Raw genomic sequence first — 20,893 nt, forward strand, 5'->3', positions numbered from 1 at the left:
AAGCTGAGAATTTGAATTACTGATCATAAATATGCCCCTTTCAATATAAACAGCCCTAGGATAAAATTTAACCTCTTTGATTCAACAACCCACTTTATTTATAAAACCTTAACTATGCGCAGAGCTGACCGCCTTTTTCAGATTACTCAAATCTTAAGAAACAAACGACTGGTGACAGCCAAACAGCTTGCAGATAGATTACAAGTTTCTGAAAGAACCATTTATCGTGATATGCAAGATCTCAGTTTATCTGGCATTCCAATAGAAAGTGAAGCGGGTGTAGGTTATATGTTGCGTCACTCGTTAGATGTTCCGCCTATCATGTTTGACAGTAACGAATTAGAAGCAATCGTGTTAGGCGTCAAAATGATAAAAGCCTGGTCAGGCAATGAATTAAGCCAATCAGCAGAAACAGCATTAGATAAAATTGAAGCAAGTATTCCCAAAGAATTGAGAAAAAATATTGAATCGAGTAAGTTATTTGTTCCTGCTTTTGCCATTAACAGCTTACATAAAGCCAACTTTGAGTCATTGCGCCAATCGATTAATAATAAGCGGGTTGTTAAAGTGAGTTACCAAAAATTAGATGGTGAAACGTCACAAAGGCTTCTTCGTCCTCTAGGTCTATATTACTGGGGGAAAGTCTGGACTTTAGTTGCTTGGTGCTCACTAAGAAAAGCTTTTCGTGTATTTCGAGTTGATCGAATAATAAAGTTAGAAGTGACAGACAATCAATTTCAAGATATGCCTGGTCAATCTTTAGATGACTACATAGAAATACAAAAAAGGCTTTATCAGACACATAGTGACTTTGATGAAAATATGAATTATGGACAGTAATGTAAAAAAAGTTGTGATTATTGGAGCCTCCTCAGGCATCGGTTTATCACTTGCAAAACAATATGTCGATGCTGGCTTTCTTGTTGGTATTACTGGACGCCGTTTAGAATTGTTAAAAAGCTTTCAACAACAGTACTTGGGTAAAGTTTTTATTAAGCAAATGGATGTTAGTCAAACCTCTCAGGCCATTATTCAATTGCAACATTTAATTAGCCAGATGGGTGGGATGGATATTATCATTATCAATGCTGGCATAGGCTTTTTAAATAAGCGGCTCAATTGGCAAAAAGAAGAAAAAGTGATCAATACTAATGTTAGTGGTTTTTGTGCAATAGCTAGCACATCGTTAAATTACTTTATCCAACAAAAAAGTGGACAACTTGTTAGTATTTCTTCAATTAACGCCTTAAGAGGAAGCGACACAGCACCGGCTTATGCAGCCTCAAAAGCTTTTGTTTCTAATTATGTAGAAGGGTTAAGAAAAAAAATTAAAAAGCTTAAACTTCCGATTGATGTGACCGATATTCAACCAGGTTTTGTCGATACCGACATGGTAAGAGGTGAGCATTTATTTTGGGTGGCATCAAGTACTAAAGCGGCTCAACAAATTATACAAGCCATTAAAAAAAGAAAAAAATTGGTGTATATCAGTAAACGTTGGCGATTAATTGCTTGGGCAATGAAATTAATGCCCGACTGGGTTTACAATAAAATTTAATAACGAATTATCAGATAATACCATTCATAGAAAGACTCAGTTGGCACAAAAGCTTTAGCAGTTATTCATGTAAACTGACTTAATAAATTCAGTACTTACAAGCGCTAAAGCTGTTGTGCTATATGATCATATTTATCTAAAACTCAGACCAAATATCTAAAATTCAGACTAAATAGCCTTTGCAATATTATCGACACTATCTTTTGCGTCACCAAAAAGCATACTGGTATTGTCTTTAAAAAATAATGGGTTTTGAACTCCTGCATAACCAGGGTTCATTGAACGTTTAAAGGCAACAACATGCTTGGCTTTCCAAACTTCAAGTACAGGCATGCCTGCAATAGGGCTGTTGGGATCTTCAGCCGCCGATGGATTAACTGTATCATTCGCACCAATAACAAGCACAACATCAGTTTCTGGAAAATCATCATTGATTTCATCCATTTCTAAAACGATATCATAAGGCACTTTCGCCTCAGCGAGTAAAACATTCATATGTCCAGGTAAACGTCCAGCAACCGGATGAATGCCAAAACGCACATCCACTCCTTTATCACGGAGCTTTTTAGTCATTTCATAAACTGGATACTGAGCTTGAGCCACCGCCATTCCATAGCCAGGCGTGATAATGACCGATTTAGCATTTTTTAATAACTCAGCAACTTCTTCTGCGTTAGTTTCTATATGCTCACCATAATCCTGATCATTATTGACCGACACAACCGTACCAAACCCGCCTGCAATCACACTAATAAATGAACGGTTCATCGCACGACACATAATATAACTCAATATTGCGCCAGAAGAGCCAACAAGAGCTCCAGTCACAATCAGCAGATCATTACCTAACATAAAACCTGCTGCTGCGGCTGCCCAACCAGAATAGGAGTTCAACATAGAAACAACCACTGGCATATCCGCGCCACCAATAGAAGCTACTAAATGCCAACCAAAAATGAGTGCAATAACAGTCATAACAATCAAAGCGATCATATGACCTTCTTGTTTAACGAAGTAAACCATCAATGCAAAACTAACGATTCCAGCAATCAGATTCATCTTGTGACGCTGCGGTAACATTAAAGGAGAGCTACTAATAATCCCTCTTAATTTACCAAAAGCGACAATTGAACCTGTAAATGTTACTGCACCAATAAATACACCTAAAAAGACTTCAACCAAGTGAATATTTAGCATTATTCCGCTAATTTCACCATGCTCTAGAAAGCTATTGTAGCCAACAGCGACAGCAGCCAACCCAACAAAACTATGCAACATAGCAACTAGCTCAGGCATTTGAGTCATTTCAACTTTTAATGCCAACCTTGCACCAATTGCGCCACCAATCAACATAGCAACCAAAAGGTATTCAATATTAGTAACGGAAGGGCTGAGAATAGTTGCCCCTAGAGCAATTGCCATACCGATTATGCCATACCAATTACCATGTTCAGCTGACTCCTGTTTACTCAAACCAGCCAAACTGAAAATAAATAAAATTGCAGCAAAGAAGTAAGCGCCGTTAATTAATGCTTGATCCATGACTTAGCCCTCCTTCCTAAACATTTTTAACATTCGTTTTGTCACAACAAAGCCACCAACAACATTAATAAAAGCAATTAGCACAGCAAATACTGAAATCCACATTACAATTGGGTTAGAACTTGAGATCTGGAGTAAGGCACCAACAACAATAATTCCGCTAATAGCATTAGTGACACTCATTAAAGGAGTATGCAGAGAGTGAGAAACATTCCAGACAACATAATAGCCAATAATACAAGCCAAAATAAACACGGTAAAATGTTGCATAAAGTCAGAGGGTGCAACCATAGAAAGCCAACTAAACAGCCCACCACCTAACAGCAACATAATATTTTTCCCCATACCCGAAGACTTTTTCTCTTCTTTAACAACCTGCGGTGTTATTTGGGGTTTAGCTGCTGGTGCAGCACTAACTTTAACAGGGGGTGGCGGCCAGGTAATTTCACCTTCTTTAGTAACCGTAACGTTTCGAATAATTTCATCTTCAAAATTTAAAACAATATGGCCATCTTTTTCAGGAGTTAGTAGCTTAATAAGGTTTAAAATATTATTAGCATACAAAAGGCTTGCTTGAGTAGGTAAACGAGATGGCATATCGCTGTAACCAATAATGGTTACACCATCGACATCAACGGCTTTATCAACCTCAGTTAATTCACAGTTACCCCCACCTAAAGCCGCTAAATCAACAATGACACTACCTTGTTTCATTGACTTAACCATTTCTGCTGTTATCAATTTAGGTGCAGGTTTACCGGGGATCATTGCGGTGGTAATAATAATGTCGACTTCTTTTGCTTGCTCGGCAAATAGTGCCATTTCTGCTTTAATAAAAGCTTCACTCATAACCTTTGCATAACCATCGCCACTACCAGCCTCCTCTTCAAAATCCATTTCTAGAAATTCAGCACCCATACTTTCAATTTGTTCTTTCACTTCTGGGCGAGTATCAAATGCTCTAACAATGGCTCCTAGACTACCCGCGGTTCCAATTGCCGCCAACCCAGCAACCCCAGCCCCAATAATCATAACTTTGGCTGGAGGAACTTTTCCTGCGGCGGTTATTTGCCCAGTGAAAAAACTGCCAAAACAGTGAGACGCTTCTACAACAGCCCTATAACCAGCAATATTAGCCATAGAGCTCAGAGCATCCATTGATTGCGCCCTTGATATTCGAGGCACCGAATCCATAGCCAATACATTAATGTTTTTATCTGCTAGTTTTTTCATCAAAGCTTCATTCTGCGCGGGCCAGAAAAAGCCCAGCAAGGTCGCTCCTGACTTTATTTTTTCAACTTCTTGTTCTGTTGGTGGATTAACCTTTAATATTAAATCAGACTGCCAAACTTCATTTTCAGACAAAATAGATGCCCCGGCAGCTTCATACTTAGCATCTGAAAAACTCGCCTGAATACCTGCACCTGATTCAACGACAACGGAAAAGTTGAGCTTGATAAACTGAGATACACTCGATGGCGATGCCGCCACTCTCGACTCATTAGCAACTACTTCTTTAACAATACCTATTTGCATGTTTTAAGTCCTACTTAGAAAGATCCTAAAAGTGAAATGAGATTCAAATTTTTTTAACTAAAAGCAATGAAAATATTAATAAATAGCAATATATATTCGACTTATTAATATAAAACAAAATTTCACATTTTTGTTACATTGACAGCTTGATTCTTGAGGGCGAATGTACGACTAAAACTTTCAAAAAGCAAATAGATCATAGTAGTATGCAATTAAATTATAGAGAAAACACATACTCAATTAACCCGACAAGAAGGTTAAACTTAAATTTAAACACTTGCACTCAACAAGAATACTAGTGATATTTCTCTATCAGATATAACCCCTGCAAGCTCTCCTTTTTAGCGCTTTTAGTTTTCACTTATAGCGCTCAACCTTTATATAATTGAGTTAGCGCACTATAAATACGACTAACTGGCAATGTAGCTTTAATTGAGATATTTTATGTCGTATGACTAACATTGATAGCTTTTGTTTCCCTGATTTTTTGAGCGGACATAATCGAATGAATTAACACCAACCAATAATAAATCGCTTCCTTAACATAACTATTGAGTATAAAGACAATATTACCTCACTCTAGTCGTTAAAGATTTGCTTGTCAAAAAGTGAATATTTATTTCATGCCATTACGGTGTTATGCTCTATTCATTAGCTAACAGGAAACTGAAATATGGCCCAAACATCTCTATTTCTTCAAACACTAAAATCCTGCTTAAAAGAAAAAGGATTTACTTACGCAGATGTCGCAGCGCACCTAAAATTAAGTGAAGCCAGTGTTAAACGAATATTTTCTGAAGAAAACTTATCATTACAACGTCTTGACCAAATCTGTCAGATGTTAAAAATAGAAATTTCTGACTTAGCAAAACTAGCAGAACAAAAACAGCATCAAATACAAGAACTCAGTGAAGAGCAGGAAAACGAGTTTATCAAGCAGCCAAAATTATTGTTTGTTGCATTCATGTTATTAAATGATATTAATTTCGACACTATTGTACAAAACTTTAACATCAGTGAACATGAAGGCATTCAGCTATTAGCTCATCTTGATAGAATCAAATTTATAGATTTATTACCAAGTAATAGAGTAAAACTGCTCACTTCGCGCAATTTTCGTTGGCGTAAACACGGTCCTATTGAAAAACTATTTAACCAGCATATCCGTAAAGAATTTTTTCAATCCCGTTTTGCTAAAACCGATGAATGTATGCAGTTTGGTTCAGCTCTAGTTTCTAGAACAACGTTACTATTAATGCATGCTAAAATAGAAAAACTTGTTGGCGAATTTAACGAGCTTGCTCAACAGGATGCTTCAATTCCATTTAAAGAAAGAGTTGGCTGTAGTCTTGTAGGTGCTATTCGTCCTTGGGAGTTTAGTTTATTTGATCCTTTTAGAAAAAACGATTAATCACAGACTAAATATAGGTTTGATACATATTGAGAAACTCTTCAGCTCCCAGAGGTTTGCTAATAAAGTAGCCTTGCACTAAATCACAGCCTTGCTCAGCCAGCTTTAATAAAGTTTTTTCATCTTCGACGCCTTCAGCAACTACTTTCATATCCAAATTATGCGCTAAGTTAATGGTTGACTGCGCAATAATTCGATCTTCACTATCTAACAACATTTTGGATATAAAAGAGCGATCTATTTTTAACATATCTATTGGTAGTTTTTTAAGATATGAAAGCGAAGAATAACCTGTCCCATAATCATCAAGAGAACAACGAATATTCCTAGTATTAAACTCACTCAATTGCTTTAAAGCTCGATCTAAATTGCTCATTAAAACGGTTTCAGTCACTTCAAATTCAATTTCATGTGACTCAATGTTATACTCTTTCATCAATGAATCAACTTGCCCAATAAATTCATCATCAACTAAATTTCTGGTCGACAAATTAATAGCAACACTCGTATAGATCCCTTGTTTTTTCCACTGTTGAATTTGCTTCATTGCCGTTTTCATTACCCAACAGGTTAGCGGATGGATCAGTTGAGTTAATTCAACAAAAGGAATGAATTTTTCCGGAGGTAATAAGCCATAGGTTTTGTGCTGCCAACGAACAAGCGCTTCGCACCCGCATATTTTGCGAGTTTTCAAATCAAACTTAGGTTGATAATGAAGCACTAACTCATTATTGCGGATTGCTTCAGCCATTTCTGCCATAATAACAAAGCGCTGATTGGTATCTGCATCCATCTCCGGTGAATACTGTACAATACCACCACCTTCATTTTTTATTTGGTACATTGCTAACTCTGCACACCGAAGCATTTCGGCTGGGCTAGGCTGTATGCATTCTGTAATCGAAACTCCAATACTAGAGCTAATTTCTAAATTAAAATTATCAACTAAAAAAGGTTCAGCAATTACCTCAAAAATCAATTCTGCAATTTGTGTTATACAAGCCGCTTCTGTTTTATTCGTCACCAAAACACAAAATTCATCACCACCTAACCGATAAACATTGCAGTCGTTATCACAAATTCTTTGTGTTAATCTAGGCCCTATAAGTTTAAGTAGTTTATCTCCAATTTGATGATCTAAGGTATCATTGATTTCCTTAAATCGATCTAAATCAATTAGTATTAAACCAATTAAGCTATCTTTCGCTGAAGTGCTTTTCAAAGCATTTTGACAGTCTTTATTTAATGCATTGCGATTCGGTAATCCAGTTAATGTATCACAAGTTGCTAAATCTTCCATCAACTTAAACTGCCTTGCATTTGCTAATGCAAGGGAAATACTACTTCTTATAGTTTGATAAAACTCAACTTCATCGGTGGAAACTTTCGAATCAGATTTATGACCAATAAATAAACTACCTAAAGTATCTTGCTGGTAGATAAATGGAAGCACTATTCCAGAATGAATACCATCGTCTATCAAACCTTTCCTTAAACAAGTATCAATTCTGTCATCGTTTTCAAAAGATGAAAAAACCTCTAAATGATGATTTTTTAAAACCAAGCCAGAGAGGGAGCCCTCAGCGCCAAAGGGTAATCGCTTTCTTTTTTCGATTAATTCTTCGCTAATACCATTATGTGCAACTATTTCCATATTCTCATTGGCCGAGTCAACAACAACAAAAACAAAGCATGCATTCTTTTGCATAGCACTTAACAGGTTAACAACTTGTTTAGCCATTTGCTTTGCATTGTGACTGCTGTGTAACTTTTCGGTCAGATTATTAATTAAACTCAGCTGAGAGTTTTTGCTCGCCAAACGTCCTTGAGAGCGTAACAAGTTTCGTTCAACGACTTGTTGTTCCGTCATATCTAAAGCAACACCAACAATCACAGGCTCGCCGTTATATGCCGTTACTTCAAGTGTGGCTAATAGTGGCACAATATCACCGCTATGAGTTACACCATTTAAATAAATGGACCCACCACCATCGGTAAATATTTTTTCAATTTCTAAAACAATGCGTTTTCTATCAGCTTCATGGACAGCCATGAGAATATTTTCATGAAGCAGGCTTTCATAGTCATAACCAAATCGAGAACAAAAATACTGGTTCCACCGAATAAGTTTACCTTTACGATTGAGAGTAAACATTAAAGCTGGAACAGAGTCTAGCTGCGCCTGGTTCACTTTGACTTCACTATAAAGGTTCTGGTTAATCGCTTGCCTTTCTAATTCTGCTGCAATACGGAAAGAAAAGATCTCTAATATATTAATGAGTGAAGCGGCATTTCTCATTTCATTTCTAGTTAATGCGACCAGAAAACCAATAACTTGCTGGTTAGAGTCTAACAAGACAGTACCAAGACAACCTTGTGCATTCCATTTAGATATCAACTTATCATTCGGAAAGCTATTCTTTGCATTATCAATAAGATAGTAACTACCTTGATGTAAAATAGCTTCGCAAATAGAGTCGTTTAAGTGGAAAATGTTATTATTAAAAGTGTTTGTATTCTCAGTTGTTGCAATTGTTCGGATTTGTTTATTACTTTTTTGATGCCAGCAGCCAATAAATACACTATCAAAAGCAAGGTGGTTGCAAAGTGTTTGAACTAAACCGTGCAGGAAATCTTCTCCCAGTCGGCCAGCCGTAGCTTGCAACATAGATTTTATGGTTTCTTCAAAAACACCTTTACGAGTCGGCCTAATAGCTTTTAATCCTGAATTCTGCATACAACTTTAACTGCAATAAACGAGCAAAAAACACTCAAGATTTATGAATATTATTATAATATCAATAAGTTACTTGATAAAAACAAGCGCCCAGAAATATAACAATGTAGAGATAAAATATCAACTAAGTATCATCAGTTAATATATAGCCTTTCGCTTTGAGATAATGAATTCGACTATTGCCCAATGAAAAAACAATAATAATTTCTTTTTTAATCAAACTTAAAATATTGTTCTATATTATGATTAATGAAAACCGAGATTTTAAATTCTCTAATTTGTGACCTATCCGAAAAAAGGAATTCAAAATTTGGTTAAACTAACTGTACTGTTGATAAATTAATATTCCAATAACCCAGCTCATAAAAGGGATTTACATGTTTAACATTGCGAATATTTCGCTCCAGGAGGAGCTGAAAGTGAATAAATCTCAGCAAGAAGAAATAATAACGCTAGCCAGCCATGCAAATATGGGCATTGCTCGTATTAACGTAAATGGCATATTTGAGATTGTTAATCAGCAATATAGTGATATTACAGGCTATAGCAAAGATGAGTTGATAGGCACTAGCGTTAGAACAATCTTATCAACCCAAAACCAAACTCGATTTGATATTCTTTTTACAGAATTAGCTAATGGTATTCGAAAAAGCTTTGGCATTCAGGTCCCTTTTACCTTAAAGAATGGATCAATTAAGTGGGCTTTTTTTTCAGCCACACTTAGCCATTCAGAAACAGATGAACAACCACATATCGTTTGCATTATTCATGACGTATCAGAACAAAAGAATCGAGAAGAACAAGATAAGCTCTCTTCCATGGCATTTAGTCATAGTGGCGATGGGATCATGATAACTGATGCAGAACACACGATTATTCAAGTTAACCCTGCATTTGGCAAAATTTCGGGCTTCAATGAAAATGAAATTGTCGGTCGAAAGCCATTTTTGCTACGCTCAGGAGAGCATGATGAAAGCTTTTACAATCGCATTTGGAAAACATTAGAGCTGGATGGAATATGGCAAGGTGAAATCTGCTACAGACATAAATCAGGAAACTTATTTTATGTCTGGGAAACAATATCAGCAGTAACCGATCAAGATGGTAACCTTCTTCATTATATTAGTATTCTTGCTGATATTACTGAAATTAAAGAACGTCAAAAAGTACTCAATGATCTCGCTAACTACGACTCACTAACGGAACTCCCAAACCGTTATTTTCTTGAAGCCAAGATAACTCAAGCAACAGAAATGGCAAAACTAAGAGACGATAAAGTAGCTCTGCTATTTCTTGATCTTAATAAATTTAAACCAATCAACGACCAGTATGGGCATAAAGCGGGTGATATTCTACTAATGGAAATAGCGCACCGTTTATCTTTATGTATTAGACAGGAAGATACTGCTGCCAGAATTGGAGGAGATGAGTTTGTTATTTTAATGCCAAGAATTAATCGGATCTCAGTTGTAGAAGGCATAGCTAAACGAATACATCAATCCATTCAAACCCCTATTTCAATTAATGATAACTTAGAGGTTTGTGTATCTTCGAGTATTGGTATCAGCATTTTCCCCGATGATCTTGATATGATTCAAGATGATACAAGCTACGAACATCTTAGTAATGAGTCAGAAGTGATTGAGCTGGCTGATCATGCTATGTACGCCGCGAAAGTAAACCAATTAGATATATGCTTCTTTCACCAATCCAAAGAACTTTCAAATACTTCAACAAAATAGAATAAATAATTAAAAAGCTGTTGCATATTGTTGCATATGCATTAAAATGCATTGACTTTTCTTAATATATTAATGAGAATATTTCTCATTGAAAAACTGGTTAAAAAAAGATTATGGCTAATATTGCACTTGAAAATGTACTCAGTGTTCATCACTGGAACGACAAATTATTTAGTTTTAGAACGACAAGAGATGCAAGTCTGCGTTTCCGTAACGGAGAATTTGTAATGATTGGTTTACCTGGCGAGAAGAAACCAATCTTAAGAGCTTATAGTATTGCCAGCGCCAACTATGAAGAACACTTGGAATTTTTAAGTATAAAAGTTCCAGATGGGCAGCTCACATCACGTTTACAACATATACAGCCTGGCGATGAAGTGTTTGTTAGCCGTAAGCCCACAGGCACATTGGTAGTAGATGATCTGAAGCCTGGAAAAAACTTATACCTTATAGCAACAGGTACGGGCCTTGCTCCATTTATGAGTATTATATTTGATTTAGAAATTTACGATAGATTTGAAAAAATTGTATTATTTCATGGCGTAAGAACCGTTTCAGAACTCGCCTATAAAGAGCTTATAGAATCTCAATTACCCGATAACCCTTACATCGGTGAATTAGTCAAAAACCAACTAATTTATTATCCTTCGGTTACTCGTGAACCATTTAAAAATCAAGGCCGCATAACGGACTTAATTGAATCAGGTCAATTAGCGAAAGAAATAGGGCTACCGCCTCTTGGCCCCGAAAATGATCGTGTCATGCTATGCGGAAGCCCTAGCATGTTAGAAGAAATTCAACAAATATTGGACAAAATGAACTTCAAAATCAGTCCAAGACTTGGTGAGCAAGGAGACTACGTTATCGAAAGAGCATTTGTAGAATCTTAAAGTTTTTATTTTTTCTTAGCAGCTTTTAAATTAGCCTCATAAGCTTTTAATAGCTGCTCTGCTAGCGCACGCTCTTGGTTGGAAGGTACTTCATAACCTCTAAAGTACCCCCAGCCATATCCCCAGCGGAATGAGGTCGGCCAATATGGTGAGCCACCAACTCTAACCCCTGCTAACATGAGATTAGCTATCGCCTTTTCCCCCACTTTTTCAACACATAGCTTTAACTTTTTATCAGCAAGCACCCTTTGCTCATAACTTCCCCCTAGCCAATATGCTTTATCATGCGCAATACAGCAAGATAACCACAATTGTTTTTGCTTCAGTGTTCCATCAGGAAAAGAAGAACAACCGTCACTAGTAAAAGCTTTTAACTCCGCTCCGGCTTCTGGAGAACACCCGGTTCCAATGGTAATTACCCCAAATATCAAGAGGGTTAAATGAAATCTCATTTTACAAAACTCGTGCTAAATTACTCGAACCATACAACTAGAGAATACTGATCTTTAATAGCGCTATTATTCATATGAACTAATAAAGTTATCCTCCCATTTTTATCACTTCAACACTTTATCATTTATATCGCTTCAACATTCACCGCAACCACTTTATATTCAGGACATAAGGTTTCAGTATCACAAACATCTCCGGTCAAACGGTTAACCATCAGTTCAGGAAAATGAAAAGTCGTAAACAACACTCCCGGTTTTACTTTTTCACTCACTTCCGCCACCATTTCAATTTCACCACGCTCACTCACCAACTTCACTTGCTTGTTAGTTAGGATATGTTTTTTCTCTGCATCTTTAGGGTTAATCAGTAAAATGTCTTTATCAACAATCTCACCATTAGAAGTACGGCGCGTCATTGTTGCAGCATTATAATGTTCAAGAATTCGACTAGTAGTCAAAATAAATGGGAAAGACTTTCCATTATCCACTAGCTCTTTAGTTTCTTCAAAATCAAAATAGTGAAACTTACCTTTACCAATTTTAAACTGCTCAGTGTGTAAAATTTCAGTACTTAATCCATCATCAAGCACAGGCCATTGTTTACCATTTTCACCAAGTTCTTGCCATTTAACACCGGCAAAAAACGGGACTATATTAGATATCTCATCTAATAAAACATCTGGCTCTGCACTTTCTTGCTTACCCCCCAGACGGTTAATCACATCAACCAAAATTTGACCGTCAGTTTTACAACCCTGTAAGGGCTTTACTGCGGCATTAACAGCTTGAATACGACGCTCACCATTGGTGAATGTCCCTGATTTCTCTAAAAAAGAAGAACCAGGCAAAACAACATCTGCTAATTGTGCAGTTTCAGACATAAATATTTCTTGAACCACTAAAAAATCAAGGTTGTTTAAAGCGGCTAGCACATGCTGCTGGTTAGGATCGGTTTGTGCAATATCTTCTCCCATAACCCACAAAGCCTTCAGCTGGCCATCAATTGCAGCATTAAACATTTCAGGGATTTTTAGTCCAATTTCTTTGGGCATTTCAACGCCATAATGCGCCTTATACCTTTGATTATTTTCAGTTAAATTAACCGGATAATATCCAGCTCCTTGATGTGGTTGACACCCCATGTCTGCAGCACCTTGCACATTATTTTGTCCTCTCAATGGGTTAACACCAACACCTTCGCGTCCAATATTGCCAGTCATCATAGCGAGGTTTGCAATATTCATAACAGTACGGCTTCCTTGAGAGTGCTCAGTCACCCCGAGACCATGAAAGCTCATTGCTAAATCAGCACTTGCATAGGCGATAGCAGCCTGCCTGACTAAATTTTTATCTACACCAGAAACCGCTTCTAACTCATCAACGTTCAGACTCATAATATGTGATTTAAATGATTCCCAATCCTCGCAACGTTGTTCAATAAAATCTTGGTCAACTAGCCCCGCTTGAATAATGTAATAGCTCATCATATTTAAAACAGCCACGTTAGTTCCTGGGCGAAGCTGTAAATGATAAGTGGCATACCTTGCTATTTCAGTTTTCACTGGGTCAATCACAATCGACGGAATACCTTTCATTAATTGCTGTTTAATTTTAGCGCCAGTGACAGGATGTGCAGCGGTTGGATTTGCTCCAATCACCATAATAAATTTGGTTTTTTTAATGTCTTTAATTGAATTCGTGGCAGCACCGGTGCCAAATGACTGTTGCATGCCATAAGCCGTCGGCGAGTGGCAAACCCTAGCACAACAATCAATATTATTAGTACCAACAACAACTCTCAGTAATTTTTGCATCAAGTAGTTTTCTTCATTGGTGCAGCGAGCTGAAGAAATGCCAGCAATAGAGTCAGGTCCAAAATTTTGGTTCAATTCTGTTAATTTTTGCGCAATAAGCTCATAAGCCTCATCCCAGCTTGCCTCAACAAAAGTGCCATTCTTTTTTATTAAAGGTGTTTTTAATCGCTCAGGATGATTATAAAATTTCCATGCGTATCGACCTTTTAAGCAGGTATGTCCTTGATTAACTTCGGCATCATTTGGAGCACGTATAGAAAGTATTTCATTACCTTTTACAGCAACTTCTAAATTACACCCAACACCACAATATGAACAAACCGTGCGAACCTTTTTTTCAGCTTGTGCTGATTTGCTTTGAAAAACATCACTGATTGCTGCAGTAGGACAAGTTTGTGCACAAGCACCGCAGGAAACACAAGCTGAATCATTAAAAGATAAATTAGCACCTTTAATAATTTTACTATCAAACCCTCTACCTTGAATTCCTAAAACAAATTCACCTTGAATTTCATCACAAGCCCGCACACAACGATAACAATTAATACATTTAGATAAATCACTTCTCATATACGGATGGCTTTGATCTTTTATATAATCACTATGATCAGCAGAATTTTTATAGCGAACTTCTCGAATACCAACTTCAGCAGCAACATCTTGCAGCTCACAATTACCATTAGCTTCACAAGTCAGGCAATCTAACGGATGGTCAGTTAATACTAACTCAATAATATTTTTACGAAGCTTTTGAATGGAAGGTGATTGCGTATCAATATGCATGCCTTCCGAAATTGGTGTATGGCAAGACGCTAGTGTCTTTTTAGGGCCATCGGCTTGTAATGCAACATCAACAGAGCAAACTCTACACGCTCCAAAAGAATCTAAGCGAGTATCATCACACAAAGTTGGAATAGAAAAATCATTTCGTTTTGCAAATTGCAAAATAGTTTCACCAGACTCTATTTGATAAGGCTGGCCATTAATAAATGCTATTTTGTTTAATTCTGGATTTTTAGTCATAACTAGTTCTCCATCACTTGAATACGGCTTAATGATTGCGGATCAAATAAATACTCCATTTCGGACAAAAAGTAAGTTAACGCATTTTTCACTGGTAAAGGAACCCCGCCACCTAAGGCACATAAAGATCCTTTTTCCATTGTTTCTAATAAATCATCAAGCAGTACTTTATCTAATTGAACTTCACTTTTGAGTGCATCTCTAAACATTTCTTTACCCCGCGTTGCACCAAGGCGGCAGGGAAAACATTTACCGCAAGATTCTGCTGCGGTAAAGTCAAACAAGTGATAAATATATTGTGCAATATTTTGCGATTCAGGGATCCCAATAATACTTGCATGCCCAAGCAAAAAACCATTTTCTTGAAAAGATTCAAAGTCAACGGTTAGCGCTTCGACTTTTGCAATAGGAACCAACCCGCCTAATGGCCCGCCAATATGCAGAGCTTTTATTGGGCGGCTATATCCTCCCGCCATATTAACAACATCCATTAAAGGCGTTCCCATAGCCACTTCATAAATACCCGGCTTTTTAAAACAGCTATCTAGCGAAAGTAATTTAGAGCCCGTTGAACGTCCATTACCTAGTTTAGCAAAAGCCGATGCAGTATTTTCTAAAATCCAATGAACCGCAGCAAAAGTCTCCACATTATTTAAAATAGTAGGCTTACCAAATAATCCCTTTACAGTTGGAAACGGCGGCCTAACTGAGACCATTGGGCGCTGTCCCTCAATAGAGCGTAGTAGTGCCGTTTCTTCGCCACAAATATAGGCACCAGCACCGCGCACAATTTTAAATTGAAACTTGAAGTTATTCTCATCTAATAAATTTAAAGCGTCGAATTCGTTGATTGCTTTTTGGGTATTTTCAACCGACTCAGGGTATTCATCACGGATGTATAAAACCCCCCATTGAGCGCCAGATAAGTACCCGGCCATTAACATGCCAAATAACACTGCATGTGGCCGTTGTTCAAGTAAATAGCGATCGCTAAAAGCCCCTGGATCACCTTCATCGGCATTACATACAATATACTTTTCATCAGCAATTTCATTGGCACAAGATTGCCATTTAAAACCCGTAGGAAAACCAGCACCTCCCCGCCCTCTTAATCCAGAATCAATCACTTCTTGTAATATTTCCTGCTTATTTTTACTCTCAATCATCTGAGCAAAAAGTTGATAATATTGTGCAGGCTCATCAATCGATTCTGTCAGTAATGGTTTATCTAAGCCACACTCAACAATATAACTTTCTTCTGAATTTTTTTGTTTACTTAATATATCTTCCAAGAGGTTAATATCATCGCCAGAGTAATTAACACCATCAATTTGAAACGAGCTATTTTCATGACAACGCCCTAAACAAGTTACATGCCCTAATTCACTCTGCTCAAATTGTTTTAATAATTGCTGTTTAACCGTTTCTTGTGTATTAGCGCACAAACAAGAAGAACCATTGCAAATATAAGCGCTTTTACCTGCGTTATCACCCTGTATAAAATCGTAAGCTGTAGAAGCCCCATAAATATTGGCTTCTCCAATTTTATATTCCTTCGCCAATGCCTTTAAACTAACAGGATCACCTTTTGCCTGAATAATATTCTCAAATAAGTTTTCTGCTAACCCTTTTCGACTAGACAACTTAGCAAGATTTTCTGACATTTTTCGTTCCTATATAAATATTACGCTCTACAAAAAATTAAACAGCCTTACCCAAAAGCCCTTTGTCAGCCGTATATAAATTAAAACTTCTATTTTTTGCAAATCCAATTAAAGCAATACCAAACTGGTTAGCCGTTTGAATAGCTAAATTACTGGGTGCTCCTAAAGCAACCATAATAGAAAAACCAGCCATAACCGCTTTTTGAACCAGTTCGAAACCTATTCTACCAGATAAAACCAAAATCCCAGCTTGAGCAAGATCATTAATCAGCAGCTCATGCCCTATCAGTTTATCCAACGCATTATGTCGGCCAACATCTTCAAAAAAAGGAGAAATACCTGTCCTTAGCTCTCCTTCTTCTTCATATATTAACCCAGCAGCATGTACACCACCAGTCTGTGAGAACAGCGGCTGTTCTGCCAATAAACCTTTTAAAGATTCAACTAATTGATTACTAAGCCGAGTTTTTATTGTTTTTAGGTCTCTCTCACGTCTTAGTTCTAATGCCTGCAAACTAGTCTTACCGCATAACCCACAACCAGAATAACTCGCATGTCGGCGAAGCTTACTACTCAGATTTAATTCAATATCACGAGAAATTTGAACTAAATAGCCATTCCCATAACTCGCAGGCTCAGTATCATCTATTTTTAAGGAAATTACATTCGATGCGCTACAAATAACCCCTTCAGAAAAGAGTATACCGTACACCAACTCAGTATCATGCCCTGGAGTTCGCATAGTTAAACTATAGTTTTCATACTTTGCTCCTTGAGATATACTGATTTGCATAGGCTCTTCAACAGCAACAGGATCGACCTCAAGCTTAAATTGATTTGAATTAACCTTAAAACGTTTAATATCGACTTTATCTTGCAACATGCTGTTTATAACTTTGCGCTAATTAACTAGTATTTGACTATATTGTAATATCATACTCCATTTTGTAAGGAATAGAATCTGAGTTGGCACGTTTTAATAAACAACGTCCCCAATATGCAAGGTTTATCTAAAAATTGCTCAATCACTTATGTTTGTCTATCAAGTATAAAATAATTAATTATAAGGTGTCTTTATGTCCGAATTGACCACACAAATCAATCCAAAATCTAGCTCGCTAGTCAAGATTATTATTATTGTTTCCCTGCTGTTGATCAGGGCAAACGCATACTTTGTATTAATTTTGGCCAAATATCAGCTCAGAGCGAAAGTTATCACTCCATCCCGCTTGTTTAAGTTTGCCCCTCATACTATTTTTCTGAGGATGTAATCTCGCCAGGTTTAAAGCAAAACGTCTTATGATAGCTACATTCTCAGCACCATCCCCACAACGTATGCGACTATCATCTTCTTTAAAAGTCACATCTAATACCCAATGCACTTTGTTTTCAACTTCCCAATGACTACGGATTGCGTTACCAATTTTTTTCGCGTCCGGCACCAAAGAGCTAATGTAGTAAAGGGTTTCTTGCTGAACCTTTTTGTCTTTTAAATGACGTTCCCGCTCAACCTCGATGACACTTTGAATGTTAGGCCATTCCTGAGCTTCACTAAGCCATTCGTTCATACGAAGTTGACGGTATTTCCTTACTTCAACTCGTCCATGCCCGCTATCGACTTCCTCAAATTCTTCTATAAAATCAGGTGTTTCTCGCTTGACTTTATGAAAATAGGCTGCGATTTCTTCACGCAATTTCTTTTGATTCGATTTGACACACAAAACAAAGTCCGCTTGCTTTTCTACGATTTTTCTCACGACTTTTTTCTGTGTATTCATCGCATCCGCGCTAATCAAAGCCCCTTTGATATTCAAGTTGTCCAGCATGTCGATAACGGAAGCATTTTCGTTTTTCTTACCCGATGATTTCGCTTGGGCTATAACCAGACCCTGCGATTTACTCCAGGCGGTAATGCTATGGAGCGCGCCATACCGGTCGCCATCAAAGGAATGCCTTAATGTTTTACCATCAATCGCTATCTGCTCTTGTCCTTGTTCAACTCTCACCTCGTTAACCCAATTGATAAAAGCTTGATTAAAGGCTTCCGGTTCGATCGCTCTTACGATTCTGGCAATCGTATCATCAACTGGAATGTCATTTTTAAATGGTCGATATTGCCTTAACCATTCGAGCTTCTCATCCCCAAACTCTTTAATATCTTTCCATCCCTCGGCGCCTGATAATACGGCACTGACGCAGAGAAATAGTACATCCAACAGGTCATGTTTTACATTGATATGGCTTCGCGGGTCTTCAATTTGTGAAAAATGCTCGATTAATGTCATGTCGGTATCTCGTTATATTCGATACCGATCTGATCTTTATTTTCTCAATAAGTTCAATAAAGTATGATCTTGCCCTGTGCTGTTGATAGGTATATTTATCGCAACACAATCTTTTTTCTATGCCGAACCAGGTTATATTTACCATGTTAGAACGCTAACAGGCAAAGAAGAAGTAGTGACTGAAGTCGGTTATAAATTTTACCCATTTGGACGATATAACTCATGGAAAAGAGCCATGACAGTCCAAGCTCTTCAAGGTTCTTCTGGTAACTCAATTAGAGCTGAAAAAGACTCAGATAATACATCGGCCAGCCTCCCACCAATGAGTATCATGTTCTTGGATCAAGTAGACGCCCATGCTCAAGCCACAGTCCGCTTTTCTATTCCATCGGATCCTGAGTCATTTTTAAAATTAGCTCACGAATATCGTTCTCCAGAGAATCTATTACGCACTGCATTAATGCCAGCTTTTAAGGAAACTCTGCAAGCCAATGCCTCATTGATGAGCGCTGAAGAATATTACTCAGGTGGCAGAACTCAATTTAATTCTGAGTTTGAAAGCCAAATGAGCAACGGTATCTTCTTAGTGAAACGAGAAGAAATTCAAGTAAAATCATCTAGACAAGCTAAGGCATCAGCTAATGCATCACTGGGTACAGATCAAGAACAATACGGAGAAGATTCAAAAACAGTTTTTGTTGTACAAAAAGTACTAGGTGAAGACGGACAACCAAAGCGCAAAACGCAACGTTTTTTAAACTTTGGTATTACAGTCGTCTCAGCACTTGTTACCGATATGCGCCCTAATCAAAAATTTGTTGAAAGAATGCAGTTAAAGCAAAAGGCCTCTGCTGATAGAGCAATAGCAAGAGAACAACGCGTTCAAGAAGAAGAACAACGATTACTGGCGATAGCTCGTGGTGAAAGAGAAGTGGCAGAACGTCAAGCCAAAGCTAAAGTTGAACAAATTCAAAAAACAACTGAAGCCGAAACAGAAAAACAATTGGCGATTACAGGTGCAGAAAAACTAAAAGCACAAGCCGCTATTTCAAAAGACACGGCTCAAATTAACTATGAAAAAGCCAAAATTGAAGCAGAAACCAAGAGAACACTTGCCGAAGCCGAAGCCTATCAAAAGAAAGTTATCTTACAAGCCGATAATGCACTAGCACAAAAACTAGATGCAGAAATTCAAATACAACGGCTTTGGGCAGAAGCTTTTGCCAAAAGAAAGGTACCTAGTACCGTATTTGGTAGTGGTCAATCAGGGGCCCCTGTTGGCAGCGATGCCGAAGTCAAAGCTTTTATGCAAATGCTTACTTTAGATGCAGCCAAAAGATTAAACTACGAAAGAGATTTAAGCAAAAAAGGAAAGTAATGACTGTCTCTTTTGGTTAACAATACCTTTTAGTTAGCTATCCCCCAAAGAGGCATAGAAAACAGCCTCTTTGGGATTAAAAAACTTAACTTTCAATAAACATCTTAATCTTAATTAAAGCATTTATTGATACGATACAGGTTTCCCCACAAGTGAATAATAAGAGTGTTCGATACCACAAAACAAAGTTGGCCATCATTTTCAGTCAGGTTGTCATATCGTGATATCGAAAACAGTCTGTCGTATGATCGCTCACCATACCGACAGCCTGCATAAATGCATAGCAAATAGTCGTTCCAACAAATGTAAAACCTTCTTTTTTAAGCGCCTTAGACATTTGATCGGACTGAGCAGTACTAGTCGGTACTTCTTGTATGGTTTTCCAGCTATTAATAATTGGCTTACCATCAACAAATTGCCATAAAAAGTCAGAAAAAGGCATTTTTTCAGTTATTTGTAAGTAAGCTTTTGCATTTTTTCTAAAGCCATAGACTTTTAAGCGGTTTCTAATTATACCTTTATTAAGCAAATGCTTATCTAATTGTTTATCAGTTAAATTCGCCATTTTATAAGGATCAAAATTATCGAACGCTTTTCGATAGTTCTCTCTCTTTTTTAGGACAGTAATCCAACTCAATCCAGCCTGAACACCGTCAAGTAATATGTGTTGGAACAATAACTCGCTATCATAAACAGGCACCCCCCACTCTTGATCATGATAATCAATATAGATCTGATCTTTGCCGACCCAACCACATCGTTTATTTTGCGTCATTCTTTTCTCCTATTTTTTGCTACCTTTTTGATATTACTCATTTTTTTCATTGGTAAAAACATCCCTCTCTAGGGAAATAGCCAGAA

Annotated in this window: 15 protein-coding genes; 6 read left to right on the top strand and 9 right to left on the bottom strand. The window is 37.3% G+C overall.

Annotated elements, in window-relative coordinates:
* Nucleotides 1–171 precede the first annotated feature (171 nt).
* On the top strand, nucleotides 172–840 hold the full coding sequence (locus tag ACT5E3_RS22865) for a helix-turn-helix transcriptional regulator (RefSeq protein ID WP_444995877.1): 669 nt from the start codon (nucleotides 172–174) through the stop codon (nucleotides 838–840).
* Entirely contained in the window at nucleotides 830–1,558 is a 729-nt protein-coding gene (locus ACT5E3_RS22870) for an SDR family NAD(P)-dependent oxidoreductase (protein ID WP_444995878.1), read from the top strand. Before ACT5E3_RS22865 ends, ACT5E3_RS22870 begins: the two co-directional genes overlap by 11 nt.
* Nucleotides 1,559–1,726: 168 nt before the next feature.
* Here ACT5E3_RS22870 and pntB read toward each other — a convergent pair whose 3' ends face one another.
* Both pntB and ACT5E3_RS22880 read right to left on the bottom strand, forming a co-directional pair.
* The gene (gene pntB, locus ACT5E3_RS22875) at nucleotides 1,727–3,100 is read right to left on the bottom strand and encodes a Re/Si-specific NAD(P)(+) transhydrogenase subunit beta (protein WP_444995879.1); all 1,374 of its coding nucleotides are present in this window, start codon (nucleotides 3,098–3,100) and stop codon (nucleotides 1,727–1,729) included.
* A gap of 3 nt (nucleotides 3,101–3,103) precedes the next feature.
* Nucleotides 3,104–4,636: a Re/Si-specific NAD(P)(+) transhydrogenase subunit alpha gene (locus ACT5E3_RS22880; protein ID WP_444995880.1), complete on the bottom strand. Its 1,533-nt coding sequence runs from the start codon at nucleotides 4,634–4,636 to the stop codon at nucleotides 3,104–3,106.
* 673 nt (nucleotides 4,637–5,309) lie between these two features.
* Here ACT5E3_RS22880 and ACT5E3_RS22885 point away from each other — a divergent pair.
* Nucleotides 5,310–6,047, top strand: a complete 738-nt coding sequence (locus ACT5E3_RS22885; RefSeq protein WP_444995881.1) for a helix-turn-helix domain-containing protein — start codon at nucleotides 5,310–5,312, stop codon at nucleotides 6,045–6,047.
* A gap of 7 nt (nucleotides 6,048–6,054) precedes the next feature.
* Here the strand turns inward: ACT5E3_RS22885 and ACT5E3_RS22890 are convergent, their stop codons facing one another.
* Nucleotides 6,055–8,784, bottom strand: a complete 2,730-nt coding sequence (locus ACT5E3_RS22890) for an EAL domain-containing protein (protein ID WP_444995882.1) — start codon at nucleotides 8,782–8,784, stop codon at nucleotides 6,055–6,057.
* A 419-nt stretch (nucleotides 8,785–9,203) separates the two neighbouring features.
* Between ACT5E3_RS22890 and ACT5E3_RS22895 the strand changes: the two genes are divergently transcribed.
* Entirely contained in the window at nucleotides 9,204–10,526 is a 1,323-nt protein-coding gene (locus ACT5E3_RS22895; RefSeq protein ID WP_444995883.1) for a diguanylate cyclase domain-containing protein, read from the top strand.
* A 113-nt stretch (nucleotides 10,527–10,639) separates the two neighbouring features.
* Nucleotides 10,640–11,416, top strand: coding sequence for a ferredoxin--NADP reductase (locus tag ACT5E3_RS22900; protein WP_444995884.1), 777 nt, complete (start codon nucleotides 10,640–10,642; stop codon nucleotides 11,414–11,416).
* A 5-nt stretch (nucleotides 11,417–11,421) separates the two neighbouring features.
* Here ACT5E3_RS22900 and ACT5E3_RS22905 read toward each other — a convergent pair whose 3' ends face one another.
* From ACT5E3_RS22905 to ACT5E3_RS22925, 5 genes are all read right to left on the bottom strand, one after another.
* Entirely contained in the window at nucleotides 11,422–11,868 is a 447-nt protein-coding gene (locus ACT5E3_RS22905; RefSeq protein WP_444995885.1) for an FAD-binding oxidoreductase, read from the bottom strand.
* A gap of 125 nt (nucleotides 11,869–11,993) precedes the next feature.
* The gene (gene fdhF, locus ACT5E3_RS22910; RefSeq protein WP_444995886.1) at nucleotides 11,994–14,705 is read right to left on the bottom strand and encodes a formate dehydrogenase subunit alpha; all 2,712 of its coding nucleotides are present in this window, start codon (nucleotides 14,703–14,705) and stop codon (nucleotides 11,994–11,996) included.
* 2 nt (nucleotides 14,706–14,707) lie between these two features.
* Complete coding sequence (locus ACT5E3_RS22915) at nucleotides 14,708–16,369, bottom strand: NADH-ubiquinone oxidoreductase-F iron-sulfur binding region domain-containing protein (protein WP_444995887.1); 1,662 nt, start codon at nucleotides 16,367–16,369, stop codon at nucleotides 14,708–14,710.
* A gap of 37 nt (nucleotides 16,370–16,406) precedes the next feature.
* Nucleotides 16,407–17,252 (bottom strand): formate dehydrogenase accessory sulfurtransferase FdhD, encoded by an 846-nt coding sequence (gene fdhD, locus ACT5E3_RS22920; protein ID WP_444995888.1) that lies wholly within the window; start codon nucleotides 17,250–17,252, stop codon nucleotides 16,407–16,409.
* Nucleotides 17,253–17,547: 295 nt separating this feature from the next.
* Nucleotides 17,548–18,654, bottom strand: a complete 1,107-nt coding sequence (locus tag ACT5E3_RS22925; RefSeq protein WP_444994207.1) for an ISAs1 family transposase — start codon at nucleotides 18,652–18,654, stop codon at nucleotides 17,548–17,550.
* A gap of 76 nt (nucleotides 18,655–18,730) precedes the next feature.
* Between ACT5E3_RS22925 and ACT5E3_RS22930 the strand changes: the two genes are divergently transcribed.
* Nucleotides 18,731–20,032, top strand: coding sequence for an SPFH domain-containing protein (locus tag ACT5E3_RS22930; protein WP_444995889.1), 1,302 nt, complete (start codon nucleotides 18,731–18,733; stop codon nucleotides 20,030–20,032).
* A gap of 205 nt (nucleotides 20,033–20,237) precedes the next feature.
* Here ACT5E3_RS22930 and ACT5E3_RS22935 read toward each other — a convergent pair whose 3' ends face one another.
* Nucleotides 20,238–20,807, bottom strand: a complete 570-nt coding sequence (locus ACT5E3_RS22935; RefSeq protein ID WP_444995890.1) for a DNA-3-methyladenine glycosylase I — start codon at nucleotides 20,805–20,807, stop codon at nucleotides 20,238–20,240.
* Nucleotides 20,808–20,893 lie beyond the last annotated feature (86 nt).

The sequence above is a fragment of the Aliikangiella litoralis genome, from assembly GCF_052495765.1.